Source organism: Arsenicibacter sp. R0_47, assembly GCF_057652235.1.
Genome location: NZ_JBYFCJ010000019.1, coordinates 115,965 through 133,057 on the forward strand (window position 1 = coordinate 115,965; position 17,093 = coordinate 133,057).

Annotated in this window: 14 protein-coding genes; 5 read left to right on the top strand and 9 right to left on the bottom strand. The window is 50.8% G+C overall.

Annotated elements, in window-relative coordinates; genetic code table 11:
- Positions 1–1,086: a sensor histidine kinase gene (locus tag AC23NW_RS24970; protein WP_487452883.1), complete on the top strand. Its 1,086-nt coding sequence runs from the start codon at positions 1–3 to the stop codon at positions 1,084–1,086.
- A gap of 40 nt (positions 1,087–1,126) precedes the next feature.
- Entirely contained in the window at positions 1,127–1,918 is a 792-nt protein-coding gene (locus AC23NW_RS24975) for a LytR/AlgR family response regulator transcription factor (RefSeq protein WP_487452884.1), read from the top strand.
- A 4-nt stretch (positions 1,919–1,922) separates the two neighbouring features.
- Here AC23NW_RS24975 and AC23NW_RS24980 read toward each other — a convergent pair whose 3' ends face one another.
- Positions 1,923–3,005, bottom strand: coding sequence for a glycoside hydrolase family 76 protein (locus AC23NW_RS24980; protein ID WP_293841681.1), 1,083 nt, complete (start codon positions 3,003–3,005; stop codon positions 1,923–1,925).
- 250 nt (positions 3,006–3,255) lie between these two features.
- Positions 3,256–4,494: a thioredoxin family protein gene (locus tag AC23NW_RS24985; protein WP_487452885.1), complete on the bottom strand. Its 1,239-nt coding sequence runs from the start codon at positions 4,492–4,494 to the stop codon at positions 3,256–3,258.
- A gap of 81 nt (positions 4,495–4,575) precedes the next feature.
- Here AC23NW_RS24985 and AC23NW_RS24990 point away from each other — a divergent pair, with 81 nt between their 5' ends.
- Positions 4,576–6,447, top strand: a complete 1,872-nt coding sequence (locus tag AC23NW_RS24990) for an ABC transporter ATP-binding protein (RefSeq protein WP_487452887.1) — start codon at positions 4,576–4,578, stop codon at positions 6,445–6,447.
- Positions 6,448–6,479: 32 nt separating this feature from the next.
- Here the strand turns inward: AC23NW_RS24990 and AC23NW_RS24995 are convergent, their stop codons facing one another.
- From AC23NW_RS24995 to AC23NW_RS25010, 4 genes are read right to left on the bottom strand one after another with little or no spacing between them, the layout of a single operon-like run.
- A complete protein-coding gene (locus AC23NW_RS24995; protein WP_487452889.1) occupies positions 6,480–7,625 on the bottom strand; it encodes a M50 family metallopeptidase in 1,146 nt (381 codons plus the stop codon).
- A 6-nt stretch (positions 7,626–7,631) separates the two neighbouring features.
- Complete coding sequence (locus AC23NW_RS25000; protein WP_293841689.1) at positions 7,632–8,270, bottom strand: hypothetical protein; 639 nt, start codon at positions 8,268–8,270, stop codon at positions 7,632–7,634.
- A gap of 2 nt (positions 8,271–8,272) precedes the next feature.
- Positions 8,273–8,764, bottom strand: a complete 492-nt coding sequence (locus AC23NW_RS25005) for an RNA polymerase sigma factor (protein ID WP_487452890.1) — start codon at positions 8,762–8,764, stop codon at positions 8,273–8,275.
- A 34-nt stretch (positions 8,765–8,798) separates the two neighbouring features.
- A complete protein-coding gene (locus tag AC23NW_RS25010) occupies positions 8,799–9,656 on the bottom strand; it encodes a TraB/GumN family protein (RefSeq protein ID WP_293841693.1) in 858 nt (285 codons plus the stop codon).
- A 111-nt stretch (positions 9,657–9,767) separates the two neighbouring features.
- Between AC23NW_RS25010 and AC23NW_RS25015 the strand changes: the two genes are divergently transcribed.
- Entirely contained in the window at positions 9,768–10,469 is a 702-nt protein-coding gene (locus tag AC23NW_RS25015) for an NUDIX hydrolase (protein ID WP_293841695.1), read from the top strand.
- A 260-nt stretch (positions 10,470–10,729) separates the two neighbouring features.
- Positions 10,730–12,061 carry a xylose isomerase gene (gene xylA, locus AC23NW_RS25020; protein ID WP_487452892.1) on the top strand — a complete coding sequence of 444 codons (1,332 nt, stop codon included), beginning with the start codon at positions 10,730–10,732 and terminating at the stop codon, positions 12,059–12,061.
- Positions 12,062–12,215: 154 nt separating this feature from the next.
- Here xylA and AC23NW_RS25025 read toward each other — a convergent pair whose 3' ends face one another.
- The 3 genes from AC23NW_RS25025 to AC23NW_RS25035 all read right to left on the bottom strand — a co-directional run bounded on the left by AC23NW_RS25025 (position 12,216) and on the right by AC23NW_RS25035 (position 17,033).
- Positions 12,216–12,959, bottom strand: a complete 744-nt coding sequence (locus tag AC23NW_RS25025; RefSeq protein WP_293841699.1) for a GLPGLI family protein — start codon at positions 12,957–12,959, stop codon at positions 12,216–12,218.
- Positions 12,960–13,037: 78 nt separating this feature from the next.
- A complete protein-coding gene (locus AC23NW_RS25030) occupies positions 13,038–15,890 on the bottom strand; it encodes a TonB-dependent receptor (protein ID WP_293841701.1) in 2,853 nt (950 codons plus the stop codon).
- A 357-nt stretch (positions 15,891–16,247) separates the two neighbouring features.
- Positions 16,248–17,033 (bottom strand): TlpA family protein disulfide reductase, encoded by a 786-nt coding sequence (locus AC23NW_RS25035; protein WP_487452894.1) that lies wholly within the window; start codon positions 17,031–17,033, stop codon positions 16,248–16,250.
- Positions 17,034–17,093 lie beyond the last annotated feature (60 nt).

A 17,093-nucleotide genomic window follows, 5' to 3' on the forward strand; every position in this document is an offset into this window, starting at 1 on the left:
ATGACTGCCCTTATTCATCAACCAATGCCCCGGTGGTTTAAACCGACCCATCAGCTGAAGCTACACTTCATGCTGCTGTTTCCGTGGTTTATACCGTTAATTTCTTATCTGTTACTGGGCAGGATTTATTTGCAGGACATCCCGACGTTTCTGTCTGTGTCGGGGATCAACCTCGCAATTGCCCTGACCTGTCTGCTGACGATTGACTGGCTGACGAAGCGGATCATCGGGTGGCTGCCGGATTTAAGTCAGGCGCTAACACGGGTGACACTGCTCTTTCTGATGTTTTCGACCGTAACGCCCTCCTTTATTCTCGGCAGCATCTGGACATACGACCATTTTCACTGGTTCGGCTATTCGTTCGACTGGACGACGGTCAAGTACATCCTGATTTTTAATGTACTGGCGAATGTGGTGTCGGTAGCTGTTTCGGAGAGCACGCACTCGCTGGCGAAATGGCGGGAAACCATGCTGGAAAAAGAACAGCTCCGGAAAGCCACCCTACAAGGACAGGTCGAAAGCCTGAAAAACCAGGTAAACCCGCATTTCCTGTTTAATACGCTGAATTCGCTCTCGTCGCTGATCAACGATGAACCCGAACGGGCCGAGCTGTTTGTGGACGAAATGGCTAATGTGTACCGCTACCTGCTCCAGACCAACGACCGGGAGCTGACGCTGCTGTCTACGGAAATCAACTTTATTACCTCGTACTTCCATTTGCTGAAAACGCGGTACGGGCAGGGAATTGAGCTGGAGGTAACGATTGACGACGCGTTTATGAATGAACGCCTGCCGCCGCTGACCTTGCAGATGCTGGTCGAAAATGCCGTAAAACATAACGTCATTATGGCAAACAAACCGCTGCATATTTCGATCCGGACAACACCCGACCGGCGCCTGATCGTTCAGAATACCCTACAGCGTAAGGTCTCGCGAACGGCCTCCAACAAGGTAGGCCTGGCCAATATTTCGGCCAAGTACCGGCTGCTGGCCCAGGCCGATGTGGTCATTCAGGAAACAGAGGACCAGTTTACGGTCATTCTGCCGCTGATTGAAAAGGGAGCCGGTCTGCTAACAGAATTTTAACCCGAAACCGATTAATTACACGCGTCAATACCTGCATACCATGAACGTATTAATAGTTGAAGATGAGGATTTAGCCGTCCGTAAAATCCGCAAGCTGCTGTTGGACATTGATCCTTCGCTGAACATTGCCGGTGTTACGGCCAGCATTGAAGAAACGGTTGCGTACCTGAGTGATACGGAAACCAACGAAGTACCCGACCTGATTTTTATGGATATTGAGCTGGCCGACGGGCAAAGCTTCGAGATATTTGATCAGGTAGAGGTAAAAAGCACGGTCATTTTTACGACTTCCTACGACGAATATGCCCTTCAGGCCTTTAAGGTCAACAGCATCGACTACCTGCTGAAACCTATCCAGAAGGAAGATCTGGAACGGAGCCTGAAGAAATTCCGTGACCTGGCCGCCCGCCGGACACCCGCCGAACCGGGTAGCGCTACGACGATCAACCTCAATAAACTGCTGCGGGAGCTACAGATTCAGCAGCCGAAAGAGCACCGCCGCCGGTTTCTGGTGCGGCAGGGACAGCGCCTGCTGTCGATTGAAGTAAATGAGATTGCCTTTTTTTACACCGAAGAGCGGTTCAGCTTTTTCAAGACGTGGCAGAATCAGAAGTTTCTGGTTGATTATACGCTCGACGAACTTGCTGATGCGCTGGATCCGGTTCAGTTTTTCCGGGTAAACCGCGGCCTGATCATTACGCATAATGCCATTGAGCAGATTCAGCCTTATTTCGGCAACCGGCTCGCGTTGACCCTGCGTCCGACGTTTGAGAAGGAAGCGCTGGTAAGCCGTGAGAAAGTTGCCGACTTTAAGGTGTTTATGGGTAAATAGTGATTTATGGCTTTGCCGCCAGTTGGGCCAGCCGCGCATAAATCTCCATCATGGCCGCCTGATCGATCAGTGTTTTGGCTTTCTGGCGGCCAAGGTAGTTTTTGTCATCCCGTTCTGCCTGCCAGATGCGTTCGGCATCGTTGATGAAAAACTGTAGCTGCTGCCGGTTTTTATCGATCTCGTACAGTGACAGATACCCCCGCAATAGTACCGCATTGAACCAGTAATGGTTTGGTAGTTTGCCATTGCGGAAGAAATGTTTTTCAGCCGCCTGAGCAATACGCTGTGCTTCGGTCAGGTATTTTTTGTCTTTCGTGAGCGTATACAGCAGCGCGTTGGCTTGCAGCATGGTGCCGGTATTGTAGGTATAGGTTGCCGAGTCGATTTTCATGGACGGCACTTTGATGGCATCATAATAGACCCCTTTCGGCGACAGGAGGTATTTGTTGGTCCAGTCATACAGCAGGATGGCCGTGTCGAGGTAGCTTTTTTGCTTCGTGATTTTGTACAGGTGCAGGGCAATCAGAATCCCCGGCCCGTTCGAACAGGTGTTTTTGGTGTTCTTTTCGTCTTCTTTCCAGTAAATACCGCCGCCGGTTTTCGTGTCGAAACCCGTCATCATGAAGCGATAAATGCGTTTGCCAAGCTCCAGATAGCGGGCATCGTGGGTACGGTCATAGGCATCCAGGCTTGTAATACCGATCCACTGGTTGTCGTCGTAAAAACGGGTATCCTGCCGCTCTTTCCGCACGTAGGCCTGATAGCCCGGCGCCGGCGGATTTTCGTTGTAATACTGGTCAATGGCGTTCATGACCCAGGCATTATACGGCTTCGATTTATCGATCCGTTCGACCTCATTGGTGGCTTCAAACAGCGCACAGAGCGGCCACAGAAACGAATGCGGCCGCTCGTTTTTGGCGGGGTCGCTGGTCTCGATAAACAGCCCGTCTTTTGGCTGGTAAAACGTCTGGTGAATGTTCTGATAAATGAGTTGCGTACGGGCCTTATACTCGTCGGCGGTTGGCTGGGCACAGAGTGAGGTCACACTGAAGCAGGCGGCTGCGAAAGCCGTAAGATAGGTGTTCATGGAACGTGTTTGTTTTGGTCAGGCATTACCGGAAGTGGTGCCGGTTAGTGTAAAACAGAAATCAGGGCTGAAATATACTCACTGATCCATGAAACACAGTAGAGACGCAACATCTTGCGTCTCAGATGACGGTTTTTTGATTGCGCCTCAGATGACGGACGGTTTTTGATTTGCTCAAATGACCGGACAGAGAACACAGTCGTGGTGTGCCGTGTCCTGTCCGGTCGCCTGAAAGTTAGTATCTGTCCGGTTATTCCAGCGCTTTTAACTGCTCGGTATTGCGTTTGGTATCCAGTTTGCCGGCCTGCGCGGCCTTCATAGATTCCTGCGCGGCCTTGCGGGCTTCCTGTAACTGATTACCCCGACGGCATGCCTCGGCCAGTTCATAGTAAAGGTCTGCTTTCTGCTGCAGGGTAATGCTGGTTTCCTTAAGTCCTTTCTGTGCCCACCGCGAAACGTCAGACACATCCGCAATGGTAGGACTGTTCTGATTGAAGTAGCGCACCACAAAAATGCACTCCGGCAGCGTCAGCGGTGATTTTGTCTGATAGGTATTTATGCGCTCAACGGCCTTCTCGGTTTGTTGGCTCCGGAAATAAGCGTTGATTTCGGGCAGCAGCGTGCGGGTAGCGGCCAGCGCAGGGGCAATACCGATTTTTTCAAGCATGCCCCGCAGTTGCAGTACCTGCTCAATCGGCATCGTACCGGCATCCGGGCCGTAGAGTTTCTGTGAAATAAGCCGGTCAGCAAGTCCTTGTGCATCGTTCTTGCCGAAACGGGCATACTGCTCCTGATGGTTGATAAGGTGCTGAGCAATGGGGTTATCGACGTGCTGAATGCGTTTCTGTAATACAGCCCAGTTCAGGTCACTGGCATAGTCACTGACGGGTGTTACCTGTGCATAGGCCTCCAGAACAGCTTTGTTGGCCGCCAGATCGCGGGTGACAATCGTGATCAGGCCGTATTCAAGCAGAAAGTTGGTTGTCCGTACGCCATTGGCGAAATGCTGCGGATAAGACGCCGACCGGATTTCGGGATTCAGGGCTGTATTGGCCACGTTAATCACCGCATCTTCGTTTTTATCGGTCTGGCTGGCATGAATCAGCGTTCCGTCCGGAGTAAAGAATAACAGGAAAGGAATTTCAGGAATCGTCAGTTTCTTCTGCTCCAGAAAGTCCAGCGTCTCTTTGTGCGGAAACACAAGCTTGGTACAGACAAACCGCTCATTGTAGAAATCGCCCGCTTTTTTACTGGCGAAAACCGGCATAAGCTCCTGACAATGCGGACAATCGGGTGAATAAATTTCTACAAAAACCGGCTTGTTAACCGCCCGTGCTTTGTCAAAAACGCGGTCAATCGGGCTGGTATCAAACGCTAGTCCGCCGGTTTTCTGATAATCAGGCTCTTTGGCCGGTTGATGCGGTTGCTGTGCATAAACGCTGACCCCGAGGAAACAGGCCAGTAGTGAAAGTAAGATGCGGGATTTCATGTGATTAAATGGTAACGAGTAACGTGTTAGTCAGCAAGTTATAAAAAAGAACTAAATCCCCGATTCCGTTGTCATTTAAGTATGATAAAACCTCCGAAATCAGAACGGCGGGCGAATGCCAATACCACGGCAGAAGAGCTCTCGTGGCGCGACCGTTTTCTGGCTTTACGTAACTTACCTGCCTTTTTCCGCTTAGTGTGGGCGGTATCACCGGCGCTGTTTCTGGGCAATGCCGTGACCCGCTTGTTTCGCGCGGCCCTCCCGGCGGCGACCTTGTTTGTGGGTAAACTGATTATCGACGAAGTCGTCCGGCTGAGCAGCCTGCATGGCGCGGCCGACACGTCGCACCTCTGGCTGCTGGTTGGTATTGAATTCGGCTTTGCGGTGTTGTCGACCGCATTCGGCCGGCTGGTATCGCTGCTCGACAGCCTGCTGGGTGATTTGTTTGCGAACCAGACCTCCGCCCGCCTGATGGAACATGCTGCAACACTCGACCTTGAACAGTTTGAAGATGCCACCTTTTACGATAAACTTGAACGGGCCCGCCGGCAAACCACCGGCCGGACGGTGCTGCTGTCGCAGGTCTTCGGGCAGGTGCAGGAACTGATCTCCGTGGGTTTTCTGGCGGCTGGTTTAGTCGTCTACAATCCGTGGCTGCTGTTGCTGCTGCTGCTGGCCGTTACGCCGGCGTTTATTGCCGATAATTACTTTAATCAGCGCAGTTATTCGCTGTCGCGCAGCTGGACACCCGAACGGCGTGAACTCGATTACCTGCGCTACGTAGGGGCAAGCGACGAAACGGCCAAGGAGGTCAAAATCTTCGGGCTGTCAGATTTCCTGATCGGCCGGTTTAAGGAGCTGTCATGGCAGTATTACGTCAAAAACCGGAGTCTGGCCGTAAGCCGTGCCGGTTGGGGAACGGTGCTGACTGCGCTCGGAACGGCAGGCTATTACGGGGCGTATGTCTGGATTGTACTCCGTGCCGTCAGCGGGCAGATTTCGCTCGGTGACCTGACGTTTCTGGCCGCTTCGTTCCGGCAGATGCGTGGGTCGCTGGAAGGTATTCTCTTGCAGTTCAGCAGCCTGACGCAGGAGTCTATGTACTTACAGGACCTGTTCGACTACTTTGCCATTCAGCCGGCTATCCATTCGACCCGCAATCCGCTGCCATTTCCGAACCCGATCCGTGAAGGGTTTGTGTTCGATAATGTAGGGTTCAAATATGCCAATGCCTCATCAAACGGGCGGGAGCGCTGGGCGTTACGGAATCTGTCGTTTACCCTGCATCCCGGCGAAAAGCTGGCGCTTGTGGGTGAGAACGGTGCCGGTAAAACGACACTGGTAAAGCTGCTGGCCCGTTTGTACGATCCGGCCGAGGGCCGGATTCTGCTCGATGGCCGCGACCTGCGCGAGTACGATCTGGCCGACCTGCGCCGGAATGTGGGGGTAATTTTTCAGGATTATGTGCGCCTGAAAATGTCGGCAGGGGTGAACATTGCCGTCGGCGATATTGATGAACGGACCAATCAGCCCCAAATTGAGCAGTCGGCTCAGCGCAGTCTGGCCGATTCGGTCATTGCCAAACTGGAAAACGGCTACGACCAGCAGCTGGGCCGGAGCTTTGGCAAAGGCGTTGAGCTGTCGGGGGGCGAATGGCAGAAAATAGCCCTGGGCCGTGCCTACATGCGCAACGCGCAGGTATTGATTCTCGACGAGCCAACGGCTGCCCTTGATGCCCGTGCCGAATATGAAGTGTTCCAGCGGTTTGCCGGGCTGACCGAAGGCAAGTCTTCGGTGATTATTTCGCACCGCTTCTCGACGGTCCGTATGGCCGACCGGATTCTGGTGCTGGAGGGCGGGCAGCTGCTCGAGATCGGTTCGCATGCCGAACTACTGGCTGCCAACGGGCGCTATGCTGAACTCTTCCAGCTACAGGCCAGAGGATACCAGTAAACGAAACGCCCGGACATGGATCCGGGCGTTTTTTATGCCAGTTGATGCAGCAGTCTGCCGACGAGTTTATGTTCGGCCTTGACAATGGGCGAAGGCAGGAGCGCCAGCCCGTCACCGGCGAGCTGCCGAGCGTCAGTGACCAGGTCTGAGGCCTGCGCAATGGCGGCTTTGATCAGGTAGGTTTGCGGCGTTTTCTGCTTGTCGGGCGACGGCGTAATGTGTTCCCAGATCTGCTGCGCCAGCGAAGCATCGCCTTTGATGTAGGCATGGGCAAAAGCAACCTCCTTCAGTACCTCATTTTTAAAGAGTCCCGGCTGCCCGTCCAGTAATTCGGCCGCCTGTCTGATGTGCGTATAGGCCTCCTCCAGTTCATGCCGGTCAAGGTGATAGTAATAGAGCAGCGTATGGGCATAGCTTTTGAAAAACGGCTCGGGTTCTTCGAGCAGCAGATGAAGCTGCCCGATGGTCAAATCGGCATAGGGTTGGCCGGACGTAATCTGCGCCATCGTTTCGAGTATCGCCTGCTCAATGTCTGCCGTGCGGCCACCACGGATCAGCCGGAAAAAGCGGGCACGGTCGGTATAGAACGCACCGGTCCGGGATGGCAGCGTGGTGGCCAGAAACAACATAAGGGATACGAGGCCGAAGGTTAATCCGAAAAGGACGAGCGTACGCATTAACGCCGGGGAGGCCGGCGACAGGGAGACCAAACCATACCAGGCGAGTCCCAGTACCAGGAAGCCGCCAGCGAGACTGACGATGGGGCCGGCAATGATGACGCGGGCAAACTGCCGGCGCAGGTTGTCGGAACGCTTTACGGGAATAGTAGCCGCAACGCCTCCGAAAAGCTGTATGTCTTTATTCAGATACACCTCAATGGCATCGGTATCAGCGTTCCGGCGAATGCCCAGGAAGCCGGCGACATACAGATTAAACCGGAATCCCTGCGCCAGGCCGGTAAGTAAATGACCCAGTTCATGGGCTGCCAGGGCTGCCCACATGGCCACCGGCACCGCCACAATGCGGGCCACGGCTTCGCCGCCGCTGACGGAGCCGGTCAGGGCGTCAAGGTGGCCGCTGAGGAATACCTTACCGGCTTTACCGGCCAGAAAGCCAAAGCCGGCACCGGCGGCCAGTCCGGACAGAAGCTGAATCAGCACCTTCGTACGTTTATTCATTGTTGTTTATTGGTCAAGTTCGGCTAAACAGGATTTGAGCTGATCGAGGTGCCGGCCATACAGCCAGCGGATGTAGGCTTTAAAGAAATAGACAACACCGATCAGGAAGGCGGCTGTCCCTGCCGCTATAATCAGGAGTCCCAGCGGGCCCGGGTGCAGTTTGTCAATCGGATTGAGAAACGGGTCGGTGCGCTTTTGGGACGCTATCGTATACCCCAGTATCCCGCCGAGAACAAAGCCAACCGGAATGGATACAAGGCAGAAGGCTAGGTAAATAGTAACGAAGCGCTCAATAACCCGGATCTGCTGTTGCAGGTGCGAACGCAGATCAACAGCCATCGGCAGTGCCGTCGCTTTCAGCTGTTTGTATTGCCAGCTAAAGGCTGCAATCTGAATGATACTCAGTACCCAGACCGCGCCGGCCAGCCAGTGCAGGGTAATGGACGGAATGCGGTACGCCACGACCGACATGCCGATAATACAGGCAAAAGCGACGCCGATCTCGATCAGCAGGTTCCGCAGGATGCGGTCAAGGGCCGTGCCTGACCGGCTTTTGATCTGTTGCGTAATGTCATCAATACTTTTCTGCACGGGCGACTCGTCAAACCGGGCATTAAAAAGGGCGCTGAATTCGTCGAGTTCCATGGTTAAAGGTGCTTTTTAACGGCTTCTTTCAGAAACGTTTTGATGCGGTTCATCCGCACGGCCACATTGTTGTCGGTCAGGCCAAGCATCTGGCCAATAGTCCGGTAGTCGTATTGCTCGATGTATAGGGTCACAATAGCTTTGTCGATCTTATTCAGCTCGCCGATGGCCAGGTACATGGCCTTGAACTGCTGTTCGGTATCCTCGTCAGCAGGCTGGGAAAGAAGCGTTAAGGAGGCATCAATAGGCTGCCGGAGGGGCTGCTTTTTCCCTTTCCGGAAATAAGAGATGGCTGTGTTCAGTGAAACCTGATAAAGCCAGGTCGTAAACGCAGCCTCTTGCCGGAAAGCAGGCCAGGCTTTCCACGCATTCAGCAGGATCTCCTGAAAAAGATCTTCACGGTCTTCCGGCGAATCGCCGTAGAGGTGACAAACTTTGTGGATAATCTTCTGATGCTGCCTGACCTGCTCGACAAAATCGGGGGCTGTCGCCATAGCGGTGGGAGGTTGATCAAACGACCGGCTGGATTTACTTAACCGGCTGTACGGTATACCCTTTCTGACGGAGCAGGCGGATGACTCCCTTTTCACCGCCCAGATGGCCGGCACCGACGGCTATAAAGGTGGGCTGCTGCCGGACTGCTTTGTCAATGACCGGAATCCATTTAATGTTCCGCTGATCAAGCAGTACCTCTTCAAAGCCTTCGAACTCTGAAAACTGGCTGGCATCCATTAACTTCCGTAACCCCTCAAGGTCCTGCGCCTTGTAAAGCGTGACAAGCTGCTGAAATTCCCTGGTCGCTTCATCTTTCTTTTTTACCATATCAACGAGCTGCTGCGCCATTTTTTCCGGCGGCATTTTGTCGAAAATGGCCATCTGGTCGTCGATGGTTTCCAGACCCAGTACTTCTTTTTTCTGCGTACCGGCCATCTGCGTAAACGTCATTTCGTAGCTCTGAGGCTGGCAGTTCAGCAAGGCCATGTACTGCAGCGACATGAGGGCAAACGGTTTCATCATGCCCAGCTGACTCAGACCCATGTGCAGGTTAGTGGTGTAATAGTCGTCGAGCAGTTTGTAATCGTCGGCACTCAGCATTTCTTTCAACGGCTTACCCGACGTATTCATCATGCTTTTCTGCATGTTTGTCATCAGGGCAGGGTCGTCCATATCGATTTCCAGAAATACCTGACCGGCGTTGGCGAGCGCGTTTTTGGTCGAGTCGGAGAGGGAGAAATCGGTCGGACAGATCAGGTGGATGGTGCCAAACAGGTAAGACGGTTTCGTCAGCCCGTTACCCGATATTTTCCAGAGTAATGATTTATCTTGGGCAAAGCCTGAAAGCGCCAGGCAAATGAGTAAAAACGAACCGATGGTTTTCTTAAGCATGTTGTTTGATGTTTGCTTGAATGTACCATATTAGTCGCAGCGCAGGGTAAAACCTTACAGCCCGGACTGAAATTTTTTTAATATTTGTGATTCATTGCTTTACGCCTTTGCATGCTAGACCTTTATAAACAACAACACGCGTATTTACTGGCCCTCGATTCGATCATTTTCGGTTTCGACGGCGAAAGCCTGAAGATTTTGCTGGTAAAACGGGGTGTTGAAGAACAGACCTGGTCATTGATGGGAGGGTGGCTGCAACCCCGCGAAAGCCTTGAGGAGGCAGCCGCCCGTATTTTGTTTGAACTGACTAACCTGACCGACGTTTATCTGGAACAGTTGTATACGTTCGGTGATCCGGACCGCGACCCCATTTCCCGTACTATTTCAGTTGCTTACTTCGCGCTGGTAAACGTGGCCGATTATGCGTCGAAAATTTCGGAGACATATCAGGCGCGGTGGTTCTCGCTCTATGATCTGCCCGCGCTGCTGTTCGACCACGGCCAGATGGTTGACCTGGCAATAAAGCGGCTGCGTTACAAAGCGGCCCAGCATCCGATCGGATTCGAGTTGTTACCGGAAAAATTTACCATTCCGCAGCTGAAGAAGTTGTACGATGCGATCTACAACACGGAATTCGATAAGCGGAATTTCAGCCGCAAAATCCTGTCGACAGACTTGTTGATCAAGTTAGACGAGAAACAAAAGGGGTTTTCCAAGAAAGGGGCCTATTATTATCAGGTCGATAAGGCGAAGTACCAGCAGCAGACGGATTCGTTCCTGAACTTCATCCCCAATCCCGAAGCCAGTCTCTGATTGGTAACTGAAGTTGCCACGAAGGCGCTAAGTGATTAAGGTACACAAAGGGTATAAATAAGTAAACTTCGTGCTGCTTTGGTTCTTCCTGTCTTCGTGGTTAAATATACATAAGTGGTATTTAAGGCCAGAATTAGACCCATCAAAGATTGGTTGATAAAATTTTATGAAAAATAGTTTAGGTGTCATTATGACATTTAAAAAAGAAATATCAACTTTACATCACAAAATCAGTCATAACCAATCATTCCCCAATAAACATGGCAAACATCACGCTGGGCGATCAGGAATACTTTAAAGGTATCGGTGCTATCGCCTACGAAGGTCCTAAATCTAAAAACCCGTTAGCGTTTAAGTGGTATAACCCTGAGCTGGTTATCAATGGTAAAACCCTGCGCGATCAGCTGCGCTACGCGATCAGCTACTGGCATACATTCTGCGGTACCGGTGGCGATCCGTTTGGTCCGGGTACCCGTGTGTTTGCGTGGGATCAGAGCAATGATGCCGTTACGCGTGCAAAACTGAAAATGGATGCCGCGTTTGAATTCTTCACCAAAATCGGCGCGCCGTATTACTGCTTCCACGACGTTGACCTTGTCGATGAAGGGCCGACCGTTGCCGAGTACGAAAGCCGTATGCAGGCCATCGTTGACTATGCCAAGCAAAAGCAGGCGGCCAGCGGTGTGAAGCTGCTTTGGGGAACGGCAAACGTGTTCTCGAATCCACGGTACATGAACGGTGCGTCGACCAACCCGGATTTCTCTGTCGTGGCCTATGCCGGTACGCAGGTGAAAAACGCACTGGACGCTACCATCGCCCTGAACGGCGAAAACTACGTGTTCTGGGGTGGCCGCGAAGGCTACATGACGCTGCTGAACACCGACATGAAGCGGGAAGTTGAGCACCTGGCCCAGTTCCTGACCATCGCCCGGGATTACGCCCGTAAGCAAGGCTTTACCGGTACGTTCTTTATCGAGCCGAAGCCGATGGAGCCAACCAAGCACCAGTATGACTACGATGCCGCTACAGTAATCGGCTTCCTGCGTCAGTATGGTCTGGATAAGGATTTCAAACTGAATATCGAAGTAAACCACGCCACGCTGGCCGGCCATACGTTTGAGCACGAACTGCAGGTAGCGGCTGATGCCGGTATGCTGGGCAGCATCGACGCCAACCGTGGCGATTACCAGAATGGCTGGGATACGGATCAGTTCCCGATCAACATCTACGAACTGACAGAAGCTATGCTGGTGATTCAGCAGGCGGGTGGTATTCAGCCGGGCGGTATCAACTTCGACGCTAAAGTACGCCGTAACTCAACGGATATGGACGATCTGTTCATCGCGCACATCAGCGGTATGGATGCCTTTGCCCGTGCGGTGATCGTAGCCGACAATATCCTGAAAGACTCTGATTACCTGAAGTTCCGTAAAGAGCGTTACTCGTCGTTTGATTCGGGTTCAGGCAAAGCGTTTGAAGATGGTAAACTGACGCTGGAAGACCTGCGCTCGTTTGCTGTTGAAAATGGCGAACCTGCGATGCGGAGCGGCAAGCAGGAGTGGCTGGAAAGTATTATCAACCAGTATATCTAAAAAAATCGCATAGGGTTTTACCCTATGCGATTGATTGAGCCCTTTCAGGGCGATCCTGAAAATGCCCTGAAAGGGCCCAATCAGTCGCCGGGGGCACCGCCCCCGGTAGGAAAGAATAAGATAATAGCCGGGGGGGATCCTCCGGCTATTAGTTTTAATAACGGATGGCCCAGAACGGGTTCCGGCTGGCTTTCATGCTGTCCTTGATATGATTACTGATAATCGTATCGTAATCACTATCCTTTATTTTCTTGCCCTTCGCCTTCGGCTGTTTCAGCTCAGCAGTAACCGGCTTAAACTCTACTTTTGAGGCCTCGATGATTACGTCACCTTCGTTAAGGTCGATACCCAGAATCATACCCGGAAGGCCAAAATAACGCTCCGGACCGGCACCAACCGGAATATCCTGCGCAAACCACGCCGTTACTTTCTGGCCCCGGACAGGATCGTCCATCGTTGCCTTCATGCAGATAAAACCGGCAATGTCTTTAATCTGGTTGGAGATTTTCCATTTTGGGGTGTTCAGTGAGTCGTCCACTATGTACACCTTGCCCAGCATCTCAATCACATCAAACTTTTTGTCCTGATCGAAATTACGGTAGATGGAATATTCTTCCTTGCGCCACGAATAGCCGGCGCCCTCGATTTCATCGTTGTTGTAACTGTACAAGCTCTGGGACGGCGAAAAGAACAACTTCATCTTTTGTGTGTAGCCTTCTTCATTTTTCCAGGTCATGGCCGAACGCTCCTTTTCTTCCTTGCTCAGGAATGTAAGCCGCTTGATGATTTTGGTCCAGTACTGCGTGTAGTTGAAATAAACAATGCCCTCCGTCTGCTGCTGTTGGGCAGAAACCTGTATAGCCAGAAAAAGAAGCGGAATAAGAAGGTATTTTTTCATAATTAAGACGATTGTAGAGCCGCAATATTTTGCGGCTCAGTTCTATGCACAATATTTTGCGGCTCAGTTTTATAGCTATTAGAAGAAATTCTGACGTTTCATTTTGGCCTGAACACCCCGCATGTTGTACGTAAACGACACCAGGAAGTAACGCGAGAGCGTCTGTACACGCTCCTGTGACACCGAGTTTGTGAACGCCGACTGCGACACCGCCAGGTTACGGTTCAGCATATCATAGGCGGTAAGCCGGATTTCGGCCTTTTTCGCTTTGCCCAGGATGGTGTACAGCGACGAGTTCCAGATCGGGATGTGCTGGTTAAAGCCGAAACGGTCGTTTTTATACACGCGGTAGTTCAGCGTCGTATTCAGGTAGAGCCCGAGCGGTAGTTTTACGTTAGCTTCACCACCGTAGAAGAAGTTGTAGATCTTCTGGTTCTGAGCGCTGCTGATCGAGTACTTTGTGTTACTGATGTTCCAGTTGGCGTTAGCGTAAATCGTGATCTTGTCGTTTGGCGTCAGATCAAGGCGCGGACCGATACCGATGCTGCTGGTATTGGTTTCGTTCAGCTGACCGTTAATGTTAGTCAGGTTCTTACCGTAATTGATGTTGCTGTAAATGTTGAAGTTCGCTTTCGTTTTCTTCAGTGGGAAACCAAAGCCGATGTAGCTGCCCACATTCTGACCGCCGGAGATGTTAGCAGGCTTAGTGCGCGTAATCAACGTAGTCGGGTCTACCGTCTGGTTATACACAATCTGATTTACGTTGTAGGTATAGTTCAGGCTGACGTACAGGTTGGTAAACGTACCCGGGTTGAACATGTTATAGCCGCCGCCCAGCTGGTGCCGCAGGGTAGGTAACAGATCCGGGTTACCTTCGGTGATATACAGCGGGTTGGTGTTGTCGATAACCGGTTGCAGGTCGCGGGTCGAAGGCAGCTGAATGCCCACATCATAGCTGAACCGCAGGTACTTGTTCCCCTTCATGCTGTAGTTGAACGACACGTTCGGGATCACGTTGGTAAACGTCCGGTTGATTTTGTTAAACGTCGTCGACGTCTGATCCGGCGCATATTCACCGGCAAGTGTGAATTGCTGACCGGCAGCACCCACTAACAGGTTAACCCCTTTGTTTGAATACCGGAAGCCGGTTCCCAGACGGTTGAACAGGTAATTGTTTTCGTAGTAGCGGCTCAGCACGTTGTTCCGTGTTTCCTGGCCTGCCTCCCCGCGATCCATTACGTCACGGTCAACCACGTCGTTCCGCAGGCTGAAGTTATAGAAGCTTTCCCAGAAGAACTTTTTCGACAGTGGTTCCAGATACAAGGCGCTCATTTTGTACTGACTACGCTTGGTATCGGTGGTCTGCAACTGACGAATAATCCGGAGCTGGTCGTTTACGTTGGTCGCCTGGAAGAATTCGTTAATCGAATTCAGGTTCATTTCGGCGTCGTTCAGGTTCACCTGATAGGTAGCGCTGAGGGCGAGGTTCCGGCCTTTTTTCTTGAACTTAGACCGATATACGACAGAGTTTGCCGTGCCGAATGCATCTGTATTGCCAAAGTTGTTGATCGTTGTCCGGGTCGACAGGGCGCTTAACCGGTACAACTGCTGCCAGCTGTTCAGGTTTGTATTACCCTTGCTGAACCGGCTGTTACTCAGGATTACCAGTGTCTGCATCGAGTCAAGTTCCTGCTGGAAACGAAGGCTTACGCGGTGGCTGTTGTTAAAGTTGATCTGGCTGCTTGAGTCAGTACGGTTGAATGAGCTATTTTCGAGGAATGTCTGGCTCTTCCGTACGGCGTCGATTGTCTGGCGCGTCTGGCTGTAGTAGTAGCTGCTGCTGAATTTGGTCTTCTTGGTATCGTAGTTATAGTTGAGGCCGGCCGCCGCGTTGTTTGAATAGCCACGGCCTGAACCGCCACCAATCGGAATACCGAGGTTGTCGTCATCATCACCGCCGAACGAGATAAACCGGCTGCCGCTGCTGAAACCAAAATCGGCATCATCGTTCCAGTTGAACGAGTTACTACCTCTGAAATCCTGATAATCATCGAATGAAAGACCGGTCTGGTTGGTATTGTTTCCCATACCGATTACCGAGAACTGGCGTTTATCGTCGAAGCGGTTGTAATTGCCTTTGAGTTCGGTACGGGCAGTACCATTACTGTTTGGCCGGAGATCGGAACCAACGCCGGCGGTAAGTTTACCAAACGAGCCTTTTTTGAAGCCGTCTTTCAGCTGAAGATTCAGCGTCTTTTCTTTTTTACCGTCTTCCATACCGGTCAGTTTCGCCTGTTCAGTCTTATCGCTGAAGACCTGCACTTTCGAAATGGCTTCGGCAGAAAGGTTTTTGGTCGCCGCTTTCGGATCGCTGCCGAAGAACGTTTTGCCGTCAACCGTTACGCGTTTTACATCTTCGCCCTGGGCCTTGATGTTGCCATCCTGATCGATCTGCATGCCGGGCAGACGCCGGAGCAAGTCCTCGACCGTCGATCCCGGCGGTACTTTAAACGAAGCCGCATTGTACTCAATGGTATCGCCTTTGATGGTCAGCGGAGCGCGGGCCGTTTTAACAACTACCTCAAACAGTTCTTTGGCAATCGGCTTCAGTTTGAGCGGGCCAAGGTCTTTATTAGGCTGATCACCGGTATCGAGCAGTTTGTCATACGGAATAAAGCCAACGTACGAAATTTTCAGAATATAGGAGCCCCGCTTCACATTCTTAAGGCTGAACATGCCGGCTTCGTTGGTCCGGCCAAAGGTAACGAGCGACGAATCGGTCGTCATCAGGAGCATAACGTTGGAGCCTGGAAGTACCGCACCGGTGGTATCGGTCACCTTCCCCTGAATCGAAATTCGGCTGGCTGGTGTCTGGGCAAAAAGAGACGTTGTCAGCAAGAGGCTGAAAACGAGCAGGAAAAGGTTTTTCATAGATGGATTGCGGTAGTTATTGTGGAGTAAAGTAACGTCTTATTTGGTTTATGTGTACAATATTAACAAACTTTAACTAAGGGTTTAAGTATTCAACTAGAATTATAGTGAAATATTGTGTATTCACCCGTTTCTTTGATGCTAAAGACGAGTCATTTCCACAAATGTTGCATATAGGTTACACCATTTTGTAACAAAAGTGATGAAAGGGTAGAAAAAAGGGGTGGAAGAAGGGGAGAGTGGGATTAGTGGCTGGCGGTAGGGCAGCTGGCTGGAGCAGGGTAAAGGGGCTTGTCTGTATTCGGATGACGGGGAGTGTGTAGCCTGGTGGGGGGAAGGGCTGTTATCTTCTATATCTTAAAATAAACTTTCTAACAACTCTACTAATTGAGGATTACTGGGCCGTGGCGCATGCAAGCTTTTAATCTCCCCGTTTTTGTCAATAATTATATATCTGGGAATGGACGAAATGTTAAGTTCTTTAGTTATTAATGAATTTATACCTACACGATAGTTTTCTAAAGTAGGAGAGTCTATTTTTAACATTTTTGTCATTTTTTTCCACGCGTTCTCATCTTCATCAATACTTAAAAAAACTACACGTAAGCCTTTTGCTCTATATTTTTCCTGCAAGCTTTTACTTAATGGGATTTCTGACCGACATGGCCCACACCAGCTTGCCCATGTATCAATAAGAAGTGTACTTCCTTTGTGGCTTTTCAGGAAATCACGCCAACTTTGCGTGTTGCCATCCAAATTACTTAAAAGCTCCGTATTACTGGTTATATTATTTTTTATTTCTTCAGGAATATTATTTTTTATTTTATTTATATAGCTTTTATCTACGCTGTTGTCTTGTAATAGCTTGAGGATTTCATCTAAAGTAGCAGTTTTTTTAAATTGATATTCTTGATATGCTTTATATAATAAAAAAGAACGAATATCATCAGTAAATCTTTTTTGGATAAAGTGTACTACTTCTTTTTGTTCTTGAGATGTACCTGCATGTTTTCTACAAAAAAACTTTACAATGCCCCAAAGCATAACTTTACTAGTACTATTAATAGGAGTAGCGCCGAGCTTGATTATTTCCTCCAGCTGCTTTTCAACTGCTTCTGTATAGGACAAACAGGGCTTTCTCATAAAAAAAGGCAAGAACCAGTATGTCCTATTTTTGTGGTGACGAAACTACAAAACGATGAC

Coding starts and splice junctions, on each gene's coding strand:
- AC23NW_RS25000 (WP_293841689.1), bottom strand. CDS start 8,270: ATGGAACTCGACGAATTCAGCGCCCTTTTTAATGCCCGGTTTGACGAG.
- AC23NW_RS25015 (WP_293841695.1), top strand. CDS start 9,768: ATGCTAGACCTTTATAAACAACAACACGCGTATTTACTGGCCCTCGAT.
- AC23NW_RS25010 (WP_293841693.1), bottom strand. CDS start 9,656: ATGCTTAAGAAAACCATCGGTTCGTTTTTACTCATTTGCCTGGCGCTT.
- AC23NW_RS24995 (WP_487452889.1), bottom strand. CDS start 7,625: ATGAATAAACGTACGAAGGTGCTGATTCAGCTTCTGTCCGGACTGGCC.
- xylA (WP_487452892.1), top strand. CDS start 10,730: ATGGCAAACATCACGCTGGGCGATCAGGAATACTTTAAAGGTATCGGT.
- AC23NW_RS24985 (WP_487452885.1), bottom strand. CDS start 4,494: ATGAAATCCCGCATCTTACTTTCACTACTGGCCTGTTTCCTCGGGGTC.
- AC23NW_RS25035 (WP_487452894.1), bottom strand. CDS start 17,033: ATGAGAAAGCCCTGTTTGTCCTATACAGAAGCAGTTGAAAAGCAGCTG.
- AC23NW_RS24990 (WP_487452887.1), top strand. CDS start 4,576: ATGATAAAACCTCCGAAATCAGAACGGCGGGCGAATGCCAATACCACG.
- AC23NW_RS24970 (WP_487452883.1), top strand. CDS start 1: ATGACTGCCCTTATTCATCAACCAATGCCCCGGTGGTTTAAACCGACC.
- AC23NW_RS25025 (WP_293841699.1), bottom strand. CDS start 12,959: ATGAAAAAATACCTTCTTATTCCGCTTCTTTTTCTGGCTATACAGGTT.
- AC23NW_RS24980 (WP_293841681.1), bottom strand. CDS start 3,005: ATGAACACCTATCTTACGGCTTTCGCAGCCGCCTGCTTCAGTGTGACC.
- AC23NW_RS24975 (WP_487452884.1), top strand. CDS start 1,127: ATGAACGTATTAATAGTTGAAGATGAGGATTTAGCCGTCCGTAAAATC.
- AC23NW_RS25005 (WP_487452890.1), bottom strand. CDS start 8,764: ATGGCGACAGCCCCCGATTTTGTCGAGCAGGTCAGGCAGCATCAGAAG.
- AC23NW_RS25030 (WP_293841701.1), bottom strand. CDS start 15,890: ATGAAAAACCTTTTCCTGCTCGTTTTCAGCCTCTTGCTGACAACGTCT.